The organism is Maribacter luteocoastalis, from assembly GCF_048890225.1.
GTDB lineage: Bacteria > Bacteroidota > Bacteroidia > Flavobacteriales > Flavobacteriaceae > Maribacter > Maribacter luteocoastalis.
On the sequence record NZ_JBMFZG010000003.1, the window covers coordinates 322,586 to 344,299 of the forward strand.

Below are 21,714 nucleotides of genomic sequence, written 5' to 3' on the forward strand. Positions count from 1 at the left end.
TACTATGAAAATATTTTTTTGATATCTTCAGATATGCGCATTGGTTTTAAAGTGGATCTATTTAAAAGGCACCATTCCGTAACCGAACGCACCAATAACACATTTGTTATTTCATTGAACATTTCAACGACTCTGATAGATTTGGCACCCTCACTTTTTTTGATATATGTTTTTAATGAAATCTTGTCATTTAAAACTGCAGAGGATTTATACGCGATATGATGCGTTAACACCACCCAGATATAATCGTCTTGGGCCTTTTTTGGCGCTTGGTATTGCCAATGTTCCTTGGAAATGTCCTGTATCCACTGTACATATCTAACGTTATTGACGTGGTTTAGGTCGTCTAGGTCATCTTCTTTGACAACAATTGATTTTTGGAAGGTAGACATTCTACTTTTTATGTATTTCAACCTCGAACAGTTTGTCCCAATCCTTGCCCGTAACAAAAAAGGTTTTTCGTTCTGGATGATAGGCAATACCATTTAACACATTGTCCGTAGCTATCCAGTTTGCAGTTTTGGTTACTTTGTCACTTAAACCACTAAAATTAACCACTCCTTCAATAGCCCCTGAATTTAAATCAATAATCATGATACTTGGCTTTTGGTAAACATTTGCATACAATTTGCCGTTTACATATTCCAATTCATTTGCTTTGTTGAATATGGAGCTATTGGTAACGGTTTCAATAAAGCCTTCTTCAGTCATAGTTTCTGGATTTAAGAACCAAATTTTTTCGGTACCATCACTTTTTATTAACCTAACCCCATCATTTGTAAGCCCCCAGCCTTCCCTGCTTTTACCGTATTGAAAATTATCTAATTTCATCATGGTGTTTAAATCGTATATAAAACCCATACCACTACGCCAAGTCAATTGATAAATTTTGTCTTTTAAAATCGTAATTCCTTCGCCAAAATAAGTCTGGTCCAAATCCACTTGACCATAAATTTCACCTGTTTTATAGTTCCATTTTCGTAGAAAGGAACGACCATTTTTCCCAGTTCCTTCATATAAAGTGTCATTGTAAAACTCTAGCCCTTGGGTATAGGCATTGGTGTCATGAGCATATTCATTAATAATGGTATACGTGTAAATTTCGGGTGCCTTGGGCGCTAGTATTTTAATTTTTTTGGATACTTCAACAGAATTACCCTCAAAGCTAATGGTTGCCTTTAGTTCTTTATTGCCAAGCTTTGTAGATTGAATGGCTATTTTATTGTCTTGTAATTGTAGCTCTTGCCCATCAATGCTATAACTAATGTTGTCAATAGCCTTGTTTTTAATGTTTTTGACAGCAATGCCTACTAAGTCATTATTATTAAATTGTTTTGTATTGCCTTCAATCTGTATTTCAAATAATGCGGATGCTTTTTGATTACCACTACCACATGAGGCCAAAATAAAAGTAATTATGCTGATAAATAGCAATTTGAATAAATTCATGATAAGATGTATATTTTTATAGTATAAAACTTAAGTCAAAACCAGGATGAATTAATCTTAAAACGGCAAGTTAATTGATAAAATTTACAATGAAAAAGGATTGTGAAAGATTTAAAAGATTGTATATTTGCACCCGGCAAGTCCTACACGACCAGCTCCTGTAGAATCCCCCAGGGTGGGAACGCAGCAAGGGTATACGGTCGTAGCGGTGCGATGTAGGTAGCTTGCCTTTTTTTGTACCCAATAGTCAACCAAACATATGGGATTTGTACATGTGGATCTCTATTCTAGTTTAGTACTGCAACGGCAAATTGGGCATAACTCAATTCTAAATATCAATTCTTATTGATAACTTGAAAGTGAAATGAAATCAAAAACTGTTCTAATTACCGGTGGATCTTCGGGAATAGGTAAAGCTATTGGTATCTACTTAACAACAAAAGGATATAATGTCTATGGTACTACTCGTAATATAGCTAAATATCCAAATTTCAATGATTTTAAGTTGGTGCAAATGGATGTTCGTAATGCACAGAGCATTAAAGATTGTATCGATGAAGTACTGACCAATGAAGTTAGGTTAGATGTGGTAATAAACAACGCTGGTGTAGGAATTACAGGGCCATTAGAGGAAACGCCCTCTGAAGAAATAGTAAATGCTTTTGATACCAATTTTAGTGGTCCATTGAATGTGATCAAGGCCGTTTTGCCCATTATGAGAAAACAGCAAAAAGGTTTAATTATCAATATTACTTCTATTGCTGGTTATATGGGCCTTCCTTACAGGGGAATATATTCAGCCACAAAAGGTGCTTTGGAAATTATTACCGAAAGTTTAAGAATGGAAACCAAGTCTTTTGGAATTAACATTACTTGTTTGGCCCCCGGTGACTTCGCCACCAACATAGCATCTGGTAGGTATCACGCCCCAGTAATTAAAAATTCCCCTTATGAAAAAGTGTATGGGGATACCTTAAAAGCAATAGATAAAGATGTGGATAATGGTGGCAACCCCATTCAAGTGGCAAAAAAGGTACATGGGATAATTGAGGCCAAAAACCCTAAAATCCATTATAAGGTTGGAACATTTTTTCAGAAATTTTCAATTATTTTAAAAAGGGTCTTACCTGATAATTGGTACGAAAAACTATTAATGAATTATAGCAGTAAATAAAAATTAGGTTTGATTCCTTGTAAGTCTATAAGTTCCTATATATATTGGAAAAAGCATCAACTATAAGTGCATCTTTTGCAATAATACATTTGTTCATAGGATAAAGAATAAGTTTTTCTGAAAGCTGTTCAAAATCCCCAGCCCTAAATTGTGAGCCTGGTGTTAATTTTGAGTTTTTTACTATGGCTTTCCAATTATTATTTTCTGTACGGATATTTATTCCTATAAAATCGTAGTCCGGTTTCATTTTTTCAAGCTCCCTTACCCGATTAAAGATATTTTCATAATGACTCTTATCCGTTGCTGACCAGAAATAGAATACAACGTTTTTATTCTTGGTGATATCCGTAAGTGAAACTTCAAGGCTATCCATAGTCAAAACCTTGACAGCTGGCACAGGACTATTTGGCTGTATGTTTCGTATTCCTTGGTATAATTTTTCTATTTCCTTAATGTGCATATTGTTCCCAGATACCTTCTGGAACTCATCAATAAAAATTTTGCTGCTATCGGGTTCATCATGTTCTCTCAGCAAATAATCAAAGGCTACGTTTCTAAAAAGATTATCCCTCAATTCTTTTTCAGCAAGCAAACTATCGATCATAGTAAGTTTGTGTTGATTAAAATGAAGTTGATTGGTAATAACCCCATTTTCCTTTCCACAAGATTTGGAACAGGTCATATAGGACAAATTACCTAAGTGCGATTTCATAAAATGGTAATATGGCCTTAAATATATGAGGTTTTTGTTGTTATAATTTATAGCCTTACGATAGGCATAAAAATCTTTTGGGAGATTATGTAGTTCGTCTTCCTTTAATTTACGTTTGTGTTTAAAAGGATATATTTCCTTATACTTATAAAAGGTGTAGTTGATACTAGCCTCTGCAATTTCATATGCTGTTTCCGACAAGTCAGCATCTGTCTTTAATTTATCTAGAACATTAAGTTTTTCCTTTCTTAAGGCATCAATTTTCATTGAAAAATCAGCAGCCTCCAATTCGTAGTACTCGGAATACATTGTCTGCTCTACTTCCTCATCTGCCAAAAACACTTCTATTAAAAAGTTGTTCAACTCTTCGTTGGTTCCTGAAAAAACCAAGGATTCATCAAAATACATAGTATTTAACCTTACCATAAGGCTATCCCCTTTTTCTAGAAAAACATATTGCTGCTCAGGCTTGTGGTTAAAGTGATATAGTCCGTTTTCGACTGAGTTTAAATGAAATGAAAAGCGGTTGTTGCCATCGAGCTTCGCAGAATCGATTACGGAACTTCCCTTGTACAAAACAACATATTCGTCTGTAGGATTCACAATTTCCCCAGCAAAAATAACTTCATCGCTTTCTTCATTGGAGGTATTGCAACTAAAAATTAAAAGAATAAGTGCTAGAGGTAAATATTTATCCATACACAAATGGGCAACTGTTTCTCCAAAAGTACTGAACCAAATTTACCCATCTTGTTAATGGCTAGTTAAAAATTGCAGGAACTAGATATAGTATAAGTTAAATACGTTGTATGTTAAGTTTGTTGGTTTTAGCCTTTAAATTTCTGTATTTTTGCACCGATTTTAAATAAGAGATTATGCTATCGGTATCTAACCTTTCGGTTCAATTTGGGAAAAGAGTATTGTTTGATGAAGTAAACGTAACGTTTACACAAGGTAATTGTTATGGTATCATTGGGGCTAACGGCGCCGGTAAATCTACATTCCTAAAAATTCTATCCGGTCAAATGGACCCAACATCTGGTCATGTTCATCTAGAGCCTGGCAAAAGAATGTCCATTCTAGAACAAAACCATAATTCAGCTGATGAATTTACTGTTTTGGAAACCGTTGTTAAAGGAAATAAACCGCTTTACGAGATAAAAAAGGAAATTGATGCCCTTTATGCAGATTATAGTGATGAAAATGCAGATAGGATAGGGGAGTTGCAAGTTCAATTTGAAGAAATGAATGGTTGGAATGCGGATAGTGATGCCGCAGCACTTTTGTCTAACTTAGGAATTGGGGCTGAACTTCATTTTACCTTGATGTCGGAAATGGACTCTAAGCTAAAAGTGCGGGTGTTGTTGGCACAAGCATTATTTGGAAATCCAGATGTATTGATAATGGATGAGCCTACTAACGACTTGGATTATGAGACCATTAATTGGTTAGAGAATTTTCTTGCCGATTATGAAAATACAGTTATTGTTGTTTCTCACGATAGGCATTTTTTAGATACGGTATGTACACATATAGGTGATATAGATTTTGGTAAGCTCAACTTATATTCCGGTAATTACACTTTCTGGTACGAAAGTAGTCAGTTGGCAGCCAGACAAAGGGCACAACAAAATAAGAAGGCAGAGGAAAAAGCAAAGGAGCTTCAGGAGTTCATTATGCGATTTAGTGCCAACGTTGCAAAAAGTAAACAAGCTACCTCAAGAAAAAAGATGCTCTCCAAGCTTAAGGTAGATGATATAAAACCTTCTAGTAGAAGATATCCTGCCATTATCTTTGAAAGGGAAAGAGAGGCTGGGGACCAAATTTTAAATATAGATGGCCTAAAGGCATCCACTGAAGAAGGTGAGTTACTTTTTGACAATGTAAATATAAATTTGGCAAAGGGAGATAAAGTTGCCGTTATATCAAGAGATTCTAGGGCTACCACTGCATTTTATGAAATATTAAATGGAAATAAGAAGGCAGATAGTGGTGATTTTCAATGGGGTGTGACTACCAATCAATCCTATTTACCCGCTGATAACAGTCATTTTTTTACAGAAAACATTAATCTGGTAGATTGGTTAAGACAATGGGCCAAAACAGAGGAGGAGCGTGAAGAGGTGCACATTCGCGGATTTTTGGGTAAGATGTTGTTCAGTGGTGAAGAAGCCTTAAAAAAATGTACCGTGTTATCTGGTGGGGAAAAAGTTAGGTGTATGCTAAGTAGAATGATGATGTTACGTGCCAACGTACTTATGTTGGACGAACCTACAAATCACTTAGATCTTGAGAGTATCACTGCTTTTAATAACTCCCTAAAGAACTTTAAAGGGACGGTTTTATTTACAACCCATGACCATGAATTTGCACAAACGGTAGCAAACAGAATTATAGAATTGACACCAAAAGGCAACATTGACCGTTATTCTACATTTGACGAGTATATGTCCGATAAGGCATTAAAGGAGCAGCGAGGTAAAATGTATGCTGTTACGGTTTAATAGCTTGAGTAAAAGAGCGATTTTAAGTATTAAACCTTCGCCAGAGCCTAAGAATTGTTGACTATCTGGATTTGGATGGAATTGCACGAACATTAATTAATGTCTAGTTATATTTAATTAAGCCTTAAGGTATTTGTTGTTCCAAATGGCATGATTAAAATTTTTACCATGTGCAAAACCATAAAAGATAACTATAGACGCTATACATTTAAACATAAAAAAGCAGATAATCCAAAATTCTACTGCGGAATTATTTTTTGAAAACAACCCTTCTGGAACCAATAGTGTAACCAAAAGACTCATAACCAAAACTACTGAAATTAGGTTTATTACATTTTTAAAAGGCCACATTAAAAATTTACGTAAAGGGTGTAAATCACTACCCCATTTATGAATCAAATAAAAATAGCCATTTCCCAATGGGGCAAATAATAGAGGGTCGTCTTTATCTTCTAACTTAAACAGTTTAGAAGGCGCTATTATTTTAAATCCTTTAATTTCAATAGCATGTTCCCTTTCTAGAGTACTTATTTTTGAAATGGCCTCATAAGGAATTTTTCCTTTAAAATAGTTAGTGTTTAAAAATCGCAAACGGTAGTCAATACAGATTTTTTTGATCTGATCAATATGATAAATGCTAGAAGCATCCAGTAAATCTATATTAAAGTTATTTGGTGGGTTGTCTTTTTGGTTTGAGAAATTATGTTCTATGCGTTCATAGTTTTTTGACACATTAGCGAATATTTCATAAACCTTTTTTATCGCAATTTCAGGAGCACCAATTTGTTTTAGCCTTTCCCTATCCAACTTCTCTTTTAGATTCGTCTTTCTTAGCAACATATCCTCTTTTTTAGCAATTATCTCAAAGTTAGCGAATTAATAATTCCACTAAAATTTTGTTTAATCCAATCAAATGTTAAATAAAAGTTAAAATTATAGTATTAGGGATTATTTGCATTTGGAAATAGAACTTAGATTGTATATTGTCGATGAAAGTTTACCTTTCGTCGATTACGAGAATAGTACGCCCCTTTAAGAACCATGAATATGAAAAACTGGACATTCCCCGTGTGTCTATGCCTAGCTTTGTTCACCCTATTTTCTAGGGCTCAGGAACAAATAAGCATCTCTCCTATTAATAATATATCTACCTATTTAGCAGAATCTCAAACATCTATAATTAAGCGTACCGAGAAAAATGAGCGCCACAGTTATTTGTTAAAAGCGTTACGGGCCACTGAACTGGACGAGGTATTGGATTATGATGGACAGTTTACTGTGTTTGCGCCATCTAACGTAGCTTTTGCCAAACTGTCTGAATTGACACAGGAACGATTAATGGATCCAAAAAATAAAAAGGAGCTCAGAGCGGTACTGTCATATCATATCATTGCAGGAAATATATCTGCATCGAAAATCCTTAAGGCTATGTGCAGGGGCAATGGCAAAGCCACTTTCACCACCGTGCAAGGTGATAAAATCACTGCAACCATGAATGGAATCGATATCGTCTTAACTGATATCCATGGCAATAAGGCAAAAATTGTTTCCGCAGACTCTAATCAATGCAATGGGGTTATCCATGAGATTGATAGCGTATTTCTTCCTGTAAAGATTTAATTATCTAAGTTCAGCTTGTAACTCACGCTCATAGGTAGTTTTAAGCTTAGTCATAATTTTTTCTATTTGTTTATCTGTAAGCGTGCCATTGGCATCTTGTAAGGTAAAACTAACAGCATACGATTTTTTACCCTCTGGAAGATTCTTACCCTGATAAACATCAAATAGGTTAATATTGGTAAGCAATTTACGCTCTGCTTTAAATCCAAGATCATATACTTCTTTAAAAGTAATGGCATTGTCCAATAATAAGGCAAAATCCCTTTTAACTTCTGGATATTTCGATATTTCCCTGTATACGATTCCTTTTTTGTTCAACAATTTTAAAATATTGTCCCAATTAAAATTGGCGAAAAGAACGTCTTGTTTTATATCAAACTGCTTTAAAATAGTTTTTTTTACTACGCCATATTCTACTAGTTCGTGTGGTCCTTTGTAAACTGAAAGTCCTTCCGAAAATAAATCGGATCCTACAGGTTGCTCTTCAAAAGTGGTGATTCCTACCCTTTCCAATATAGAAAGTACCATTGTTTTAAGTTGAAAGAAGTTTACCTTGGAAGATGTTTGGGTCCAACTTGCCTCCCTGGTGTCGCCAGTTAGTAGCAGACTTAAATATTTATCTTCCCGGCGCTCTTCATTTAAATTATAATATGTTTTACCGAATTCAAATAACCGAAGGTTTTGTTTTTTTCGATTAATATTATAGCTGGCCGCTTCCATTGCAGAAAATATGGAAGATTTTCTTAAAATAGATAACTCCCCGCTTAATGGATTTAAAATCTCAACAGCTTTCTTATCCGCGAATCCATCACTTTTTGTATAATATTCTGGACTTGTGAGACTGTTGGTCAAAATCTCATAATACCCTTTTGAAGATAAAAGGTTGCCTATGGTATTTTGGATCTTATGATCTTCAAATGGGCCTGTACTAGCTATAGATGCCGTTAGTTTTTCACTAAATTGAATATTGTTGTATCCGTATACCCTTAATATTTCCTCAATTACATCTACTTGTCGCTGTACGTCCACTCTATAGGAGGGAACTGAAAGACCCATTCCGGATTCGGTTACATTTTTTACCTTTATTTCCAGTGATGTTAAAATAGATTTTATGGTATCTTCAGGAATTACCTGGCCAATAAGATTATGAATCTTATCAAAAGCAAGGAAGACCTCAAAATCTCCTTTCTTATTTGGATAAAGATCTATAATTTCAGAGGTAATATCCCCTCCAGCAATTTCCTTAATTAAAAGGGCAGCACGTTTAAGGCTATATTCAACATTTTCGATATCAACGCCACGTTCAAATCTAAAAGAGGCATCTGTATTTAAGCCATGTCTTTTTGCGGATTTCCTAATAGATACAGGGTTAAAGTAGGCGCTTTCCAGAAAAATTGCGGTGGTATCCTCTGTAACCCCTGAATGTAACCCGCCAAAAACACCAGCAATACACATGGGCTTTTCACTGTCGCAAATCATTAGATCTTCTTCATCTAATTCTCTTTCTATGCCATCCAATGTTATAAACTTTGTACCCTTGGGCATTGTTTTCACAACTATCTCATTGCCTTTGATTTTATTCGCATCAAAAGCATGTAGAGGTTGTCCCAATTCGTGAAGTACATAATTGGTGGCATCTACCACATTGTTTTTTGGAGTAATTCCTATGGCATTAAGTCTGTTCTTTAACCAATCTGGTGAGGGTTGAACCACAAGATTGCTTATGGTGATGCCACAGTATCTAGGTGCAAGTTCATTATCCACTACCTTTACATCAATCTTCAAGGAACGGTTGTCAATGTTAAAATGACTGGTTGGGGGTGTAATTAACTCCTTGTTTATTTCCTTTTGTTTTAACCCGGCCTTTAAATCCCGGGCAACACCAAAATGACTCATGGCATCAGCCCTATTGGGAGTTAAGCCAATTTCAAAAACCTCGTCAAGCTCTACCTTAAAAACAGATGCGCATGGTGTTCCTGGTTGCAAATTGTCATCTAAAACCAAAATGCCATCATGACTTTCACCCAAGCCTAACTCATCTTCGGCACAAATCATCCCTTGGCTTTCCTCACCACGAATTTTCCCTCTCTTAATTACCCAAGCTTCGCCTTCCTTGGTATATAAAGTAGTTCCTATAGTAGCAACTGGTACTTTTTGTCCTTTGGCAACATTTGGGGCACCACATATTATTTGTAGTGGTGTTTCTTCGCCAATATCAACCATGGTAACTTTAAGTTTGTCAGCATTGCTATGTTTTTCGCAGCTCAGGACGTGTCCAACAACAATACCTTTTAAACCGCCTTTTACGGATTCAAAATTCTCTATACCCTCTACCTCTAGACCAAGGTCTGTTAAAAGTTCGGCCGTTTTATTGGAATCCCAATCCGTATTTATAAACTGTTTTAACCAGTTGTAAGAAATCTTCATTAATTGCTTTTAAAGCCGGTAAAGATAAAACAATGCCCTAAGACAGTCAATATACTTACAACGGATTTGCTTTTAATTTTATAAACTTCAATATATATTGTTATTTCGCCACTAATAAAAATTGATGGATGAAAAATTATTTGAAAGTCATAATTGTTTTAACACTAATTATTGGATGTTCTAAAGGAAAAAAACAGAATTTTTTACTAGAAGGGATATGGCAGGGAAGATTGACCGTAATGGATAACCAAACCTTACCATTCAATTTTAAGCTCTATAAGAGCACCGGAAATAAACTTCAAATGGATATTTATAATGCTGATGAAGTAATAACGGTTGATGAGATTGTTTTAGTTGGGGATTCCATTAATATCAAAATACCTGTTTTTGAGGGATATATTGCTGGAAAGGCAACTGATTCCAGTATCTCGGGAGCATTCACCATAGCAAGTTTGGATAGGGTAGTGCCTTTTGAAGCTAGTTACGGTTTATCTAGTCGTTTTTCTAAAAAGCGACAAAGTAAAGTTGATGTTACGGGTATTTGGGAAACTGAATTTAGTCCAATGACAGAAGATAGGTATATGGGAAAGGGGATTTTTAAGCTTATCGATGGAGAGGTAACCGGAACGTTTAGGACTACAACTGGTGATTATAGATTTTTACAAGGTATTGTTGATGGGGATTCATTGAAAATATCAGCTTTTGATGGTGCGCACGCGTTTTTGTTCACTGCTAAAGTTACAGATTCCACTATGAACGGGATTTTTTATTCAGGCAATCATTTCAAAGAGCCCTTTATAGCAAAAAGAAATGAGCTTTTTGATTTGGAGAGTCCAGATTCCTTAACTTTTTTAAAAAAAGGTTATGATAAATTGGCCTTTTCGTTTCCTGATGTGAACGGCAATATGGTTTCTTTGGGGGACACAGGATTTAACAATAAAGTGGTCTTAGTCCAAATAATGGGAACGTGGTGTCCTAATTGTTTGGACGAGACTAAATTTCTGGTAGACTACCTTGATAAAAACCCTAATGAGGATTTAAAGGTGATTGGCTTGGCTTTTGAATATGCTAAGACGGAAGCACTTGCCCAAAAAAGCATCCAAAGACTTGTAGATAGGGTTAAAGTGAACTATCCTGTATTGTTGGCACAATTTGGAAGTTCGGATAAAGTGAAAGCACAGGAAAAACTACCTATGTTGAATCATGTTTTATCCTATCCTACTACAATATTTATTGATAAAAAAGGAAAAGTCAGAAAAATCCACACTGGATTTAACGGACCTGCAACAGGAGAAAAATTTGTTGAGTTTAAAAAAGAATTCAATTCTTTTTTAAATCAATTGCTGGAAGAATAGGTAAGGACAAATTAAATGATGGTAGATTTTCCTAAACCAATATTTTCGTCGTTCATATTAAAGTGGTCATCAATTTCCATGATATTATCAGCAATAAAGTCGCCCACATAGTTTGTGCCGTATTTGCTGCTTCCCATAATATCTGGGGTAACGATTTTTTTGGAAAATGATTTAAGGACAGCGGCTACCACAGCATCTGATTCCTCGTTGAGTTTAAAATGTTGTAAAAGCATTGCTACACTTAGGATAGAGGCCACAGGATTCGCTATGTTCTTATCTTTTGCATCAGGATAGGAGCCGTGTATTGGTTCAAACATCGCATGCTCCGCACCAACGGAAGCGGAAGGCAGTAATCCAATAGACCCTGCAATTACGCTGCCTTGATCCGATAAAATATCACCGAACATGTTGTCTGTCAAAATAACATCAAACTGAGTAGGGTTCAAAATCATTTGCACCGCTGCATTGTCAATAAAAAGAGCTTCTAGGGCTACCTCTGGGTAACTTTTTCCAATTTCAAAAACAATTCTTCGCCAAAGTCTAGATGTTGCCAAAACATTGGCCTTATCAACAAGGGTAAGTTTTTTTCGCCTAGCCTTTGCAGCCTTAAAAGCTAAATGCGTTATGCGGCTGATTTCTTTTTCTGTGTACGTGCAAATATCGGTTGCAACAAGGTCATCTTCATTATTTGTTTTTTCCCCATAGTATATGCCGCCAGACAACTCTCTATAAATTACCAGATCTGTATTCTTAACAATTCTTTTTGCCAATGGGGATTGTCTGACCAAGGTTGGAAAAACTTTTACAGGTCTAATATTTGCAAATAGCCCAAGTTCCTTTCTTAACCTAAGCAATCCTTGTTCTGGCCAGATTTTGGCCCTAGGGTTTCCATCGTATTTTGGCGAACCAATAGCACCGAATAGTACTGCATCCGAATCTTTACAGATTTTTAAGGTCTCATCTGGTAATGGATTGCCATTTTTCTCTATCGCCTCAGCTCCTATGATTGCCTTTTTAAAAGTAAAGCTATGCCCAAAGGTTTCCTCTACGGATCGTAAACATTTAATTGACTGTGTTACCACCTCTGGTCCTATACCATCACCCCCTAAAACAGCAATATTAATGTGCATAGTTAACCAATGCTTTGAAGGTTGACCTTACTTACCTCAATTATTTCATGAATGTCCTCATCCACGATTTCCTTCTTACGGTCCGCAAATTTTAAAAACTCCTCATATACCTTGTCCAATTGTAGCTTGGTCAGTTCATAACCTACAATTTTGGCCCTATATGCTAAGGCGGCCCTACCACTTCTTGCGGTTAAAACGATTGAGGATTCAGTAACACCTACATCTGCAGGATCTATAATTTCATAGGTTTCCCTATTTTTAATTACGCCATCTTGATGTATGCCGGAGCTATGTGCAAAAGCATTTGCGCCAACAATAGCCTTGTTTGGCTGAACCATCATGCCCATTTTATTTGAGACCATTTTACTGGTATCATATAACAACTTACTATTGATTCTAGTATCTAAATTCAGGTTTGGATGCTGCCTCATAATCATAACAACCTCTTCTAATGAGGTGTTACCGGCACGTTCACCAATACCATTTATGGTACATTCAATTTGTCTTGCCCCATTAATCACCCCAGCAATTGAATTGGCAGTGGCCAATCCTAAATCATTATGGCAGTGGCAAGAAAGTATTGCCTTATCTATTCCAGTTACATTTTCCTTTAAAAACTTCATTTTTGCACCGTATTCTTCTGGCAAACAATATCCTGTGGTATCTGGAATATTCAAAACTGTAGCCCCGGCTTTAATTACGGCTTCACAAACCCTGGCTAAGAATTCATTATCGGTTCTACCGGCATCCTCAGCATAAAATTCTACATCTTCAACAAAGGTTTTAGCATAGCTCACAGCTTCAACGGCCCTTTCTATAATGGCATCCCTATTTGAATTGAACTTGAATTTAATATGGGAGTCAGATGTTCCAATACCAGTATGGATTCTTGGCCTTTTCGCATATTTTAAGGCCTCTGCTGCGACCTCGATATCTCTTTTCACAGCTCTGGTAAGGCCACAAACCGTTGCATTTTTAACGAGTTTGGAAATACTCTCAACCGATTTGAAATCGCCAGGACTGGAAATAGGGAATCCAGCTTCTATAATGTCTACACCTAAAAGATCCAATCTTTCGGCAATAACCAATTTTTGCTCCATGTCTAATTTACAACCAGGAACCTGCTCGCCATCTCTTAGTGTAGTATCAAATATCTGTACTATATCTTTGCTCATTATATTTGTGTAATTTTAGCTGGTTAAACGAATATATAACGCTATTAACTGAAAACCCAAATTTTGTTATATAATTTACAACGTTAATATACTTTTTAGTCTAAATAATATCTTAAAAATCAATTACTTAAACTATTTTTTTTACGATGACAAATGCTCATAAAGACGCTTTGTTCGTTTTGGTCAAATCACTCTCTAAATCTGAGAAACGACAATTTAAATTGTACGTAGGCCGATTGGGTGTAAATACTGACGCGAAATTTCTGGCCCTATTCAATTTATTGGACAAAATTAAGCAATATGATGAAAAGGTGATCCTAGAAAGTGGGATAGTTAAAAAAGCACAGCTTTCTAATCTGAAAGCACACCTGTACAAACAGATTTTGGTTAGCCTAAGATTAAACCCTGTTAACCAGAATATACGGGTGCAAATTAGGGAGCAATTAGATTTTGCCACCATTTTATACCAAAAAGGCCTGTATAAACAAAGTCTTAAAATTCTGGATAAGGCAAAATCTACAGCCATTGATAATGAGGAAAAAAATATCGCCTATGAAATAGTTGAGCTAGAAAAGATTATCGAGACCCAATATATTACGAGAAGTATTCCAGACAGGGCCAACGAGCTTGCTTTGCAGGCGAAGGAACTTTCCGAGCAAAATGTAATGACCAGCAAGCTTTCCAATTTATCCTTACAACTATACGGGATGATGCTAAAAGTTGGCTATGTGAGAGGCGATGAGGACTTAAAAAAAGTCCAGGATTATTTTGCCAAACATCTACCAAAGTATGAATTGGAGCAATTAGGCTTTAGGGAAAAACTATGGCTTTATAAAGCGCATTTATGGTACAGTTTTTTAATACAAGATTTTCTTTCGTGTTACAAATATGCCAGTAAATGGGTTGATCTTTTTTATGAGCACAGTGAAATGATTTATTTAAACCCAGTTTTCTTTTTAAAAGGGAATCATTATTTATTAGAATCCTTATTTTATGTAAAATACAGCTCTCAACTTAAAGAAACACTTGATAATTTGGAAGATGTAATAAACGACAAAAGTTTTCCAAAAAATGACAATATTAGCTCACTTGCCTTTCTATACCTAAATGCTAACAAATTGAACCTTCATTTTTTAGAAGGAACATTTAAGAAAGGGCTATATCTCGTAAAAATAATTGAGTATGGCATAAATAAACACAAGGATAGGATCGATGCCCACCATGTAATGGTATTGTATTATAAAATTGCCTGTTTGTATTTTGGAATAGGTGATAATAAAACATGTATTCTGTATTTGAAGAAAATAATAGACAATAAAAATCTTAAAATGCGCGAGGACTTAATGTGTTTCGCTAGAGTTTTAAGTTTGGTTGCACATTATGAAGCGGGAATGGACTATCATTTGGAGGTACAGTTAAAGAGCACCTATAAGTTCTTGCTTAAAATGAATGATATGCATGCCGTTCAAAAGGAAATGATCAAATTTTTAAGGAACCTTGGAGGAATTTATCCAAATGAGCTAAGAGCGGAATTCCAAAAGTTACATTCAGAATTAAAGAAATATGAAGACCATCCATACGAAAAAAGGGCATTTTTATATTTAGACATTATATCTTGGTTGGAAAGTCATTTGGAAAACAAACCAGTTTCACAGATTATTAGGGAAAAAGCGCTTCAACATACCCGTTAAGTTATATCGTTAATGAATCGAAAGCATTTCTCACACTTGCTAGAAATTAATTTGGCGATGTTATTTATCAGCACATCTGGTGCTTTGGGTCGATTTGTAGACCTTCCTGTACCGGTGACCACTGCATCTAGGGGTATATTGGCATTTTTGGTGCTTCTATTGTTTTGTAAATGGAAAGGTATTTCGTTAAAGGTGTACAAAAAGGATATGCCAATTGTTCTTTTAAGTGGAGTTTTAATGGGGCTTCATTGGTTATTTTATTTTTATGCCTTAAAATGGTCTAATGTTGCTGTTGGAATGTTGTCTTTGTTTACCTATCCGGTAATAACTGCATTTCTTGAGCCTATTTTATTAAAAACTAAACTTCAACGTATTCATTTGCTTTTGGGAGCTCTTGTTTTGGGTGGAATATATTTTTTGAGTCCAGATTTTGATTTAGATGGTTCAATGACCATTGCAGTTGGGATGGGTGTACTTTCTGCCTTTTCATACGCCTTGCGTAACGTTTTGATGAAGTCGAAAGTAACCCAGTATCACGGAACTATGTTAATGGTTTACCAGACCGCTGTAATAGGGGTATTGCTATTACCAGTTCTGTTTTTCACAGAGGTTTCTACAATACTCAACCAGTGGCAAGGCCTACTTGCGTTAGCGGTTATCACAACCGCAATTGGCCATTCCTTGTTTTTAATTACTTTTAAGCATTTTAGTATTACTGTAGTTAGTATCCTAAGCAGTATACAACCCGTTTATGGAATACTTATTGGTATGATTTTTCTAAATGAAATACCGGAAGTAACAACTGTAATTGGTGGAATTTTAATAGTAAGCTCCGTAGTTATCGAAAGTTTTAGATCTGTGAAAAAACAAAACGTCACTGTTTTTGATTAACTGTAGGGTTATTGCCCTCAAACTGTATTTCTAGGGAAACACTATTGGTTAGTGGTAAGCTTAAATAGAGAAACTCTAACAGCAATTATTTGATTATCCTCTTTTTATGTGCAGTGTAAAAGGTGTCTATATCATATCCAGATAAAAAAAGAATAGCTGAAAGCATTGTTACGTTTCGTTTCATGATTTTAGCGTTTGGTCTTAGAAATACTAAAAAACACTAAAATTAGACACATGCATCCCAGATTGGGTCTTTAGGCAAGGGTGCCACAACAGTAACTAGTTCTTTACTTACGGGGTGGTTAAAAGAAAGTTTTCTAGCATGTAAATGAATACTACCATTCGCATTGCTTCTATCAAAACCATATTTTAAATCGCCCTTTATTGGACATCCTATGCCTGATAATTGTGAACGTATTTGATGGTGTCTCCCTGTCTTTAAATCAATTTCCAACAGAAAATACCGGTCTAATTTTTTTAATATGCGATAATCTAAAATTGCTTTTTTACTATCGGGAACTTCATTTGAGTGGGCGTATGATTTATTTTGCTTAGGGTTACGCTTTAACCAATTAACCAAGGTTCCTTCAGGTGTTTCGGGTGCTTTTTTAATAATGGCCCAATACGTTTTTTTAGCTTCCTTGTCTGCAAATAATTTATTTAACCTAGGTAAGGCTTTGGAGGTTCTTGCAAAAAGCACAATGCCAGAGGTTGGTCTATCTAACCTATGCACAACGCCCAAATACACATTTCCAGGTTTATGATATTTATCTTTTAGATATTTTTTTACAACTTCGCTTAAAGGTGTATCCCCAGTTTTATCACCTTGTACAATATCCCCAGGTCTTTTGTTAATAATGATGATGTGGTTGTCCTCAAAAAGTACCTGAAGATTGTCTTTAGTAGAATGTTGTTTGTTGCCCAAAAAGAAGTGTTTATTTGAAGGTTTTAATGTTAAACAGATAATTTCTTACCAGTAAGACTTAAAAAGAGGATGAGGAGAACCCCAATCGTAACTGCTACATCGGCCAAGTTAAAAATTCCTGTTTTAATAATACCTAAGCGTATCTGGAAGAAATCGGTTACAGAACCATAAGCAATCCTATCAATCAAATTTCCAATACCACCGCCAATAACAAAGGCAAATGCTAAAACCATCCATTTATTTAAATTGGTTTTCGTCAGTGTACGGTACAGTAAAACAAGTAAAACCAGCAATGGTAATACTTGCAATAGAAGAACTTTCAAAATAGGTGGAAAATTTTGGCCAAAACCTAACATAGCACCCGTATTTTCTATATTCGTAAGAATAAAATAATCACTGATCACTTGAATATAATCATGACTTTTTATAGTGGTACGAACTATTTCTTTTGAAATCTGATCACAACCTATATTTAGCAGGACTATCAAAAGTATCATCAATCTGCTAAGAATTGGCTTTTGGATTGTCTTCATATTGAATTAGTATTGTTCCTCATCGCTTGGGAAATCCATACTTTTTACATCTTTTACGTAGTTTGAAATAGCATCACCCATTTCTTCATATAAATTCATATACCTTCTTAGAAAACGGGGGTTGAACTCATGTGTCATACCTAATAGGTCATGAACAACCAATACTTGGCCATCAGCATATTTTCCACCACCAATACCAATAGTTGGTATGGTTAAGCTTTCAGATACCTTCTTTGTTAATTCTGCTGGTATTTTCTCCAATACAATTGCAAAGCAGCCTAATTTTTCCAACATTAAGGCATCCTCCATTAGTTTTTGGGCTTCCTCCTCTTCTTTGGCTCTTACGGTATAGGTGCCAAATTTATAAATAGACTGTGGTGTGAGCCCAAGATGGCCCATTACTGGAATACCAGCTGCTAGGATACGTTTGACAGATTCCTTAATTTCCGTACCACCCTCAACCTTTACGGCATGAGCGCCACTTTCTTTCATAATTCTAATGGCAGAGCGTAATGCCTCTTTTGGATCACTTTGGTAACTACCAAAAGGCAGATCCACAACCACTAAAGCCCTTTTTACAGCTCTTATGACCGATGAGGCATGGTATATCATTTGGTCTAAGGTTATTGGCAAGGTAGTTTCATGACCTGCCATCACATTACTGGCAGAATCCCCAACTAAAATTACATCAACGTTGGCGGCATCTACTATCTTGGCCATGGAATAGTCATATGAAGTTAGCATGGATATCTTTTCTCCGTTACTTTTCATATCCACCAAGGATTTAACCGTTACCCTTTTATATTCTTTTTTTGCTACAGACATTTATAAGTTTTTAATGTTGATAAAAATAAGGAGTTTTAATGAGACTCAATATTTCGTTGATAGAAACAATAACAAATGGATAATGCTTAATTTTATATAAAATTTTTTAATACAGCATCAAATGAAAAATCCACTTTTACTATTGGCGATATTTACAATTACCTATGGGATTGGGCAGACGGAAGAAGATAGGAACGTTAAAAATACGGTGATTTCTTTTTTTGATGCCTTTCACGCAAAAGATGAACAGGGCATGAAAAAAATTGTGAGTCCAGAAGTGGTTTTACAGACCATAGGAGTTGATAGGGAAGGAAAGCAAGTGTTGCGAACTGAGCATTTTGACGATTTGATAAACTCAATAATCAGCATACCTGATTCCGTTAACTTTCAAGAAAAAATAATCAATTACAGCATTCAGATAGATGGCGCCATGGCCAATGCATGGACGCCCTACGAGTTTTGGTTAAACGACAAATTTCACCATTGCGGTGTTAATTCCTTTCAACTTTTTAAGGAAGAGGGTATCTGGAAGATTATTTATCTCATAGATACTCGAAGAAAGCAAGGTTGCCAAAATAGCCCTGAGTAACGTAAACTTTTGTAAATACAGCTATTATTTATCCCATTTTCTCGATACTGATTTTTCTTTAGTAGGGAAATCACTGGGAATCGCTTGAGTTACCTTTCCTGTTGCAGCCCATTCAGAACCACGTTGCAAAGTGGTTATAAATCCAACGCATTCAGCGGAATAATCAAAATGGCCAAGTGTTGTATGAAATATTCGTCCTTGTCCATAATCAATGGCCATTAACATAGGAACATGCTGTCCCAACCCTTTTACTGTTGGGTCCCATGGTGGTGCATTTTTTTCAACATCTGAATATGCGGTGGCAAGGATGGTCGCATTAACAAATGGTCCTCTCATACGTTCATACATTTCATCAGGTGTGTGTAACCAAGTGGTAGGTAAACCTTGCATGATTGGGTGTTTTGGCGCACGTGTTGTTACCTCAAACTCATACTCGGCACCATGTGATCCGCAACCACCTTCTGAATTATCCTTTATTAATTTGCCTTCCTCATTATAATAAACATATGGCCCAGATTGTTCATCTCGTCCGCCCCAAGCTCCTAAACCGATCATTTTGTTATATTCAGGCCAATTTCCCCATGCATTGTTTGCTGCATGTACAACAACAAAACCACCGCCATTATTCATATATTCTTCAAATTTCGCTCTAGTTTCTGTTGGCCATAAGGGTGATTCTGCCCCCAAATTGGATACTATTAGATCATATTGTTCAAAATCAATGGAAAAATTGGAAGTGGTTATAGGAGTATGGGAAATACCATAAGCAGCAGAATCTAAAGGATACTTTTCAATAAATGATGTGTAGGCTTCTGGTCTCGATTGATTGTACTTTATGCCTAACCACACCGAATCCATACGGTGAATAGCTACCTCAAAAAGATTCGTTTCCTCTAAATAATCTTTCATCATCATGGTGGTTTTTGGCCATATAAAATGATTGTTTTGTCCATCAATGATCAATGCTTTTAATTTGGAAGGTTCTTTGGCCACTGCGTTTTCTTTCTTATTGTCTTGACCACAAGCCATAACCAATAATACTATTACTACTAACCAATTTAGTTTTTTCATTTTCAGGGATTTATTTGCTTCATTAGTGATAATCTTTAAATGTAATGGAAGTTGTTCAAATTCACAACATAGGTTTTTTCGTTAATGGGCAATTATTTGCCAACTTTTATATTTGTTTCAACTTGCCAAAAATTAATTGTCAGTTTAAATTAGCATTTATATTGATAAAAAATAAAAAATGCAATTATTAGGTATAGGCTCTCGTATTGAACATTCGGAATTTGGCAAAGGGGTTGTAACCAATGTTTCTTCTAAACACTACTGGGTAACGTTTATGGAAAATGGTTTGGAAACCATTGATATTAACGATGATTTTGAGGTTATAGAGCGGCTAGATGATGATGTAGATACAATTAGCTTTTTTGATGTAGAAAGTTCTTTGGTCTCTATCTTAAAAAAATGGAGCGATGTTACGGAGCAAGTCGCCATTGCGGACAAGTGGAAAGGTGGTAACCTTATTTTAGAACCGGGTGAAGTTGGACTTAGTAATAAAGAAATTCCAATAGACACCTTTTTTCATAAAATAGTAATGGTGCGTGACCGGATTCGAGTAATGGAACAAAAAATAAATTCCAGTAATAACTTGGATGATCAGGAAAAAGTTGAGCTGCAACAATATATTACCCGTATTTATGGCAGTCTCACCACATTTAATGTGCTTTTCAAAAATAAAAGCGACCAATTTGTTGGGGAGCGAAGCAAATAAGACCCGTATTATTGATTCATCCTTAAATTACACAGCCTCTTTCTTTTCGCTTAAATATTTCCAATAGCGTTTAGGAACATGCTGTATATGTAATTTTTTATTAATGCGCGATTTAATATTGGTACTTTGAAAATAATTATTCCAAAGTTCTTGATAATCATGTTCCGTATTGGTAAACACATTACTCTTAAGTATACCGTTGTTATGTACATCTTTTAAATCCAAGGAAATTAATTCTACACCTTGCAAATTATAAAACAGGCCATAGTTGCGTTTAACATCATAAATAATCCATTGTTGGTCTGCATATCGAGAACGAAAATGTTTAGAAATTAGGGGTAATACGTCAAAGTCTGGTTCTATATTGGCAAAATACACTTCGTCCTTGGTTAGTTGGAACCTTACAAAGGCTTCCATCCTATGCTTTTCACGACCTACTTTGTGTGCTAATTGTCCAATCTTTAAAATACAATCATCAGAGAAATCGGATTCCTTGTTTTTATCAGATTTCATTACTTTCTGAATGTAATGATAGAGTAGGGGTTCAATCCCTTTTTGCTCGCTTAAAAAGGCAAAATAAATATTCTTTATGGCATTGTTACTTCGACTTCTAATACCATTCCAAACCCTTTTTGCTTTTTCAACATTTGTAAATATAGTCTCTGTCTCTGTGAACAAACCATTTTGTGATTGACTCTTTCTTTGTATTTCCACTTGACTTAATTTTTGTTCAAATCCAGTGAAAACTGCAGTTAAAAAACCATTGAAACTTCCGTCGTAAATTAATGTTCTAGATGTGTTCATATTGTTTGTTTTAAAAGTAAAATGTTTTGATTTTTCTCCATTGGCCAATACAATATTTTTTGAACCTGTTCCTCTGGAGAATAAAGGCATAACCAGTATTTAGGACCATGGTATGGCTTCGTTCTAAAAGTTG

The 21,714-nt window shown here is 35.5% G+C and carries 20 protein-coding genes and 1 other RNA gene; 9 read left to right on the top strand and 12 right to left on the bottom strand.

What is annotated here, in order from left to right:
• Nucleotides 1–2 precede the first annotated feature (2 nt).
• On the bottom strand, nt 3–392 hold the full coding sequence (locus tag ACOCEA_RS08695; RefSeq protein ID WP_420755839.1) for an acyl-CoA thioesterase: 390 nt from the start codon (nt 390–392) through the stop codon (nt 3–5).
• A gap of 1 nt (nt 393) precedes the next feature.
• Nucleotides 394–1,449: a glutaminyl-peptide cyclotransferase gene (locus ACOCEA_RS08700; RefSeq protein ID WP_420755840.1), complete on the bottom strand. Its 1,056-nt coding sequence runs from the start codon at nt 1,447–1,449 to the stop codon at nt 394–396.
• 134 nt (nt 1,450–1,583) lie between these two features.
• Here ACOCEA_RS08700 and ffs point away from each other — a divergent pair.
• Nucleotides 1,584–1,682: signal recognition particle sRNA small type (gene ffs / locus ACOCEA_RS08705), an RNA gene on the top strand.
• A 131-nt stretch (nt 1,683–1,813) separates the two neighbouring features.
• The gene (locus ACOCEA_RS08710; RefSeq protein WP_420755841.1) at nt 1,814–2,623 is read left to right on the top strand and encodes an SDR family oxidoreductase; all 810 of its coding nucleotides are present in this window, start codon (nt 1,814–1,816) and stop codon (nt 2,621–2,623) included.
• Between the two features lie 25 nt (nt 2,624–2,648).
• On the opposite strand, the gene ACOCEA_RS08715 is transcribed toward ACOCEA_RS08710, so the two are convergent.
• Nucleotides 2,649–4,034, bottom strand: coding sequence for a transaldolase (locus ACOCEA_RS08715; protein ID WP_420755842.1), 1,386 nt, complete (start codon nt 4,032–4,034; stop codon nt 2,649–2,651).
• Between the two features lie 176 nt (nt 4,035–4,210).
• On the opposite strand from ACOCEA_RS08715, the gene ACOCEA_RS08720 reads away from it, so the two are divergent.
• The gene (locus ACOCEA_RS08720; protein ID WP_420755843.1) at nt 4,211–5,839 is read left to right on the top strand and encodes an ABC-F family ATP-binding cassette domain-containing protein; all 1,629 of its coding nucleotides are present in this window, start codon (nt 4,211–4,213) and stop codon (nt 5,837–5,839) included.
• A 117-nt stretch (nt 5,840–5,956) separates the two neighbouring features.
• Here the strand turns inward: ACOCEA_RS08720 and ACOCEA_RS08725 are convergent, their stop codons facing one another.
• The gene (locus ACOCEA_RS08725; RefSeq protein ID WP_420755844.1) at nt 5,957–6,679 is read right to left on the bottom strand and encodes a hypothetical protein; all 723 of its coding nucleotides are present in this window, start codon (nt 6,677–6,679) and stop codon (nt 5,957–5,959) included.
• 207 nt (nt 6,680–6,886) lie between these two features.
• On the opposite strand from ACOCEA_RS08725, the gene ACOCEA_RS08730 reads away from it, so the two are divergent.
• Nucleotides 6,887–7,459 (top strand): fasciclin domain-containing protein, encoded by a 573-nt coding sequence (locus ACOCEA_RS08730; RefSeq protein WP_420755845.1) that lies wholly within the window; start codon nt 6,887–6,889, stop codon nt 7,457–7,459.
• Here ACOCEA_RS08730 and pheT read toward each other — a convergent pair whose 3' ends face one another.
• Complete coding sequence (gene pheT, locus ACOCEA_RS08735; protein ID WP_420755846.1) at nt 7,460–9,886, bottom strand: phenylalanine--tRNA ligase subunit beta; 2,427 nt, start codon at nt 9,884–9,886, stop codon at nt 7,460–7,462.
• A gap of 128 nt (nt 9,887–10,014) precedes the next feature.
• Here pheT and ACOCEA_RS08740 point away from each other — a divergent pair, with 128 nt between their 5' ends.
• Nucleotides 10,015–11,241, top strand: coding sequence for a peroxiredoxin family protein (locus tag ACOCEA_RS08740; protein WP_420755847.1), 1,227 nt, complete (start codon nt 10,015–10,017; stop codon nt 11,239–11,241).
• Nucleotides 11,242–11,252: 11 nt separating this feature from the next.
• Here ACOCEA_RS08740 and leuB read toward each other — a convergent pair whose 3' ends face one another.
• Nucleotides 11,253–12,371, bottom strand: a complete 1,119-nt coding sequence (leuB, locus tag ACOCEA_RS08745) for a 3-isopropylmalate dehydrogenase (protein ID WP_420755848.1) — start codon at nt 12,369–12,371, stop codon at nt 11,253–11,255.
• 2 nt (nt 12,372–12,373) lie between these two features.
• Entirely contained in the window at nt 12,374–13,546 is a 1,173-nt protein-coding gene (locus tag ACOCEA_RS08750) for a 2-isopropylmalate synthase (protein WP_420755849.1), read from the bottom strand.
• A 146-nt stretch (nt 13,547–13,692) separates the two neighbouring features.
• Here ACOCEA_RS08750 and ACOCEA_RS08755 point away from each other — a divergent pair, with 146 nt between their 5' ends.
• A complete protein-coding gene (locus ACOCEA_RS08755; protein WP_420755850.1) occupies nt 13,693–15,237 on the top strand; it encodes a hypothetical protein in 1,545 nt (514 codons plus the stop codon).
• Nucleotides 15,238–15,249: 12 nt separating this feature from the next.
• Nucleotides 15,250–16,128: a DMT family transporter gene (locus ACOCEA_RS08760; RefSeq protein ID WP_420755851.1), complete on the top strand. Its 879-nt coding sequence runs from the start codon at nt 15,250–15,252 to the stop codon at nt 16,126–16,128.
• 226 nt (nt 16,129–16,354) lie between these two features.
• Here the strand turns inward: ACOCEA_RS08760 and ACOCEA_RS08765 are convergent, their stop codons facing one another.
• The 3 genes from ACOCEA_RS08765 to panB are packed head-to-tail and all read right to left on the bottom strand — an operon-like array spanning nt 16,355 to nt 18,411.
• Nucleotides 16,355–17,053, bottom strand: coding sequence for an RluA family pseudouridine synthase (locus ACOCEA_RS08765; RefSeq protein WP_420755852.1), 699 nt, complete (start codon nt 17,051–17,053; stop codon nt 16,355–16,357).
• Between the two features lie 29 nt (nt 17,054–17,082).
• Complete coding sequence (gene lspA, locus ACOCEA_RS08770; RefSeq protein WP_420755853.1) at nt 17,083–17,586, bottom strand: signal peptidase II; 504 nt, start codon at nt 17,584–17,586, stop codon at nt 17,083–17,085.
• A gap of 6 nt (nt 17,587–17,592) precedes the next feature.
• Nucleotides 17,593–18,411: a 3-methyl-2-oxobutanoate hydroxymethyltransferase gene (gene panB, locus ACOCEA_RS08775; protein WP_420755854.1), complete on the bottom strand. Its 819-nt coding sequence runs from the start codon at nt 18,409–18,411 to the stop codon at nt 17,593–17,595.
• A 121-nt stretch (nt 18,412–18,532) separates the two neighbouring features.
• On the opposite strand from panB, the gene ACOCEA_RS08780 reads away from it, so the two are divergent.
• Nucleotides 18,533–19,000, top strand: coding sequence for a nuclear transport factor 2 family protein (locus ACOCEA_RS08780; protein ID WP_420755855.1), 468 nt, complete (start codon nt 18,533–18,535; stop codon nt 18,998–19,000).
• Nucleotides 19,001–19,024: 24 nt separating this feature from the next.
• On the opposite strand, the gene ACOCEA_RS08785 is transcribed toward ACOCEA_RS08780, so the two are convergent.
• Nucleotides 19,025–20,071 (bottom strand): ThuA domain-containing protein, encoded by a 1,047-nt coding sequence (locus ACOCEA_RS08785; protein ID WP_420755856.1) that lies wholly within the window; start codon nt 20,069–20,071, stop codon nt 19,025–19,027.
• Between the two features lie 178 nt (nt 20,072–20,249).
• Here ACOCEA_RS08785 and ACOCEA_RS08790 point away from each other — a divergent pair, with 178 nt between their 5' ends.
• Nucleotides 20,250–20,777, top strand: coding sequence for a hypothetical protein (locus ACOCEA_RS08790; protein WP_420755857.1), 528 nt, complete (start codon nt 20,250–20,252; stop codon nt 20,775–20,777).
• 27 nt (nt 20,778–20,804) lie between these two features.
• Here ACOCEA_RS08790 and ACOCEA_RS08795 read toward each other — a convergent pair whose 3' ends face one another.
• Nucleotides 20,805–21,671, bottom strand: a complete 867-nt coding sequence (locus ACOCEA_RS08795) for a TIGR03915 family putative DNA repair protein (protein ID WP_420755858.1) — start codon at nt 21,669–21,671, stop codon at nt 20,805–20,807.
• Between the last annotated feature and the right edge of the window lie 43 nt (nt 21,672–21,714).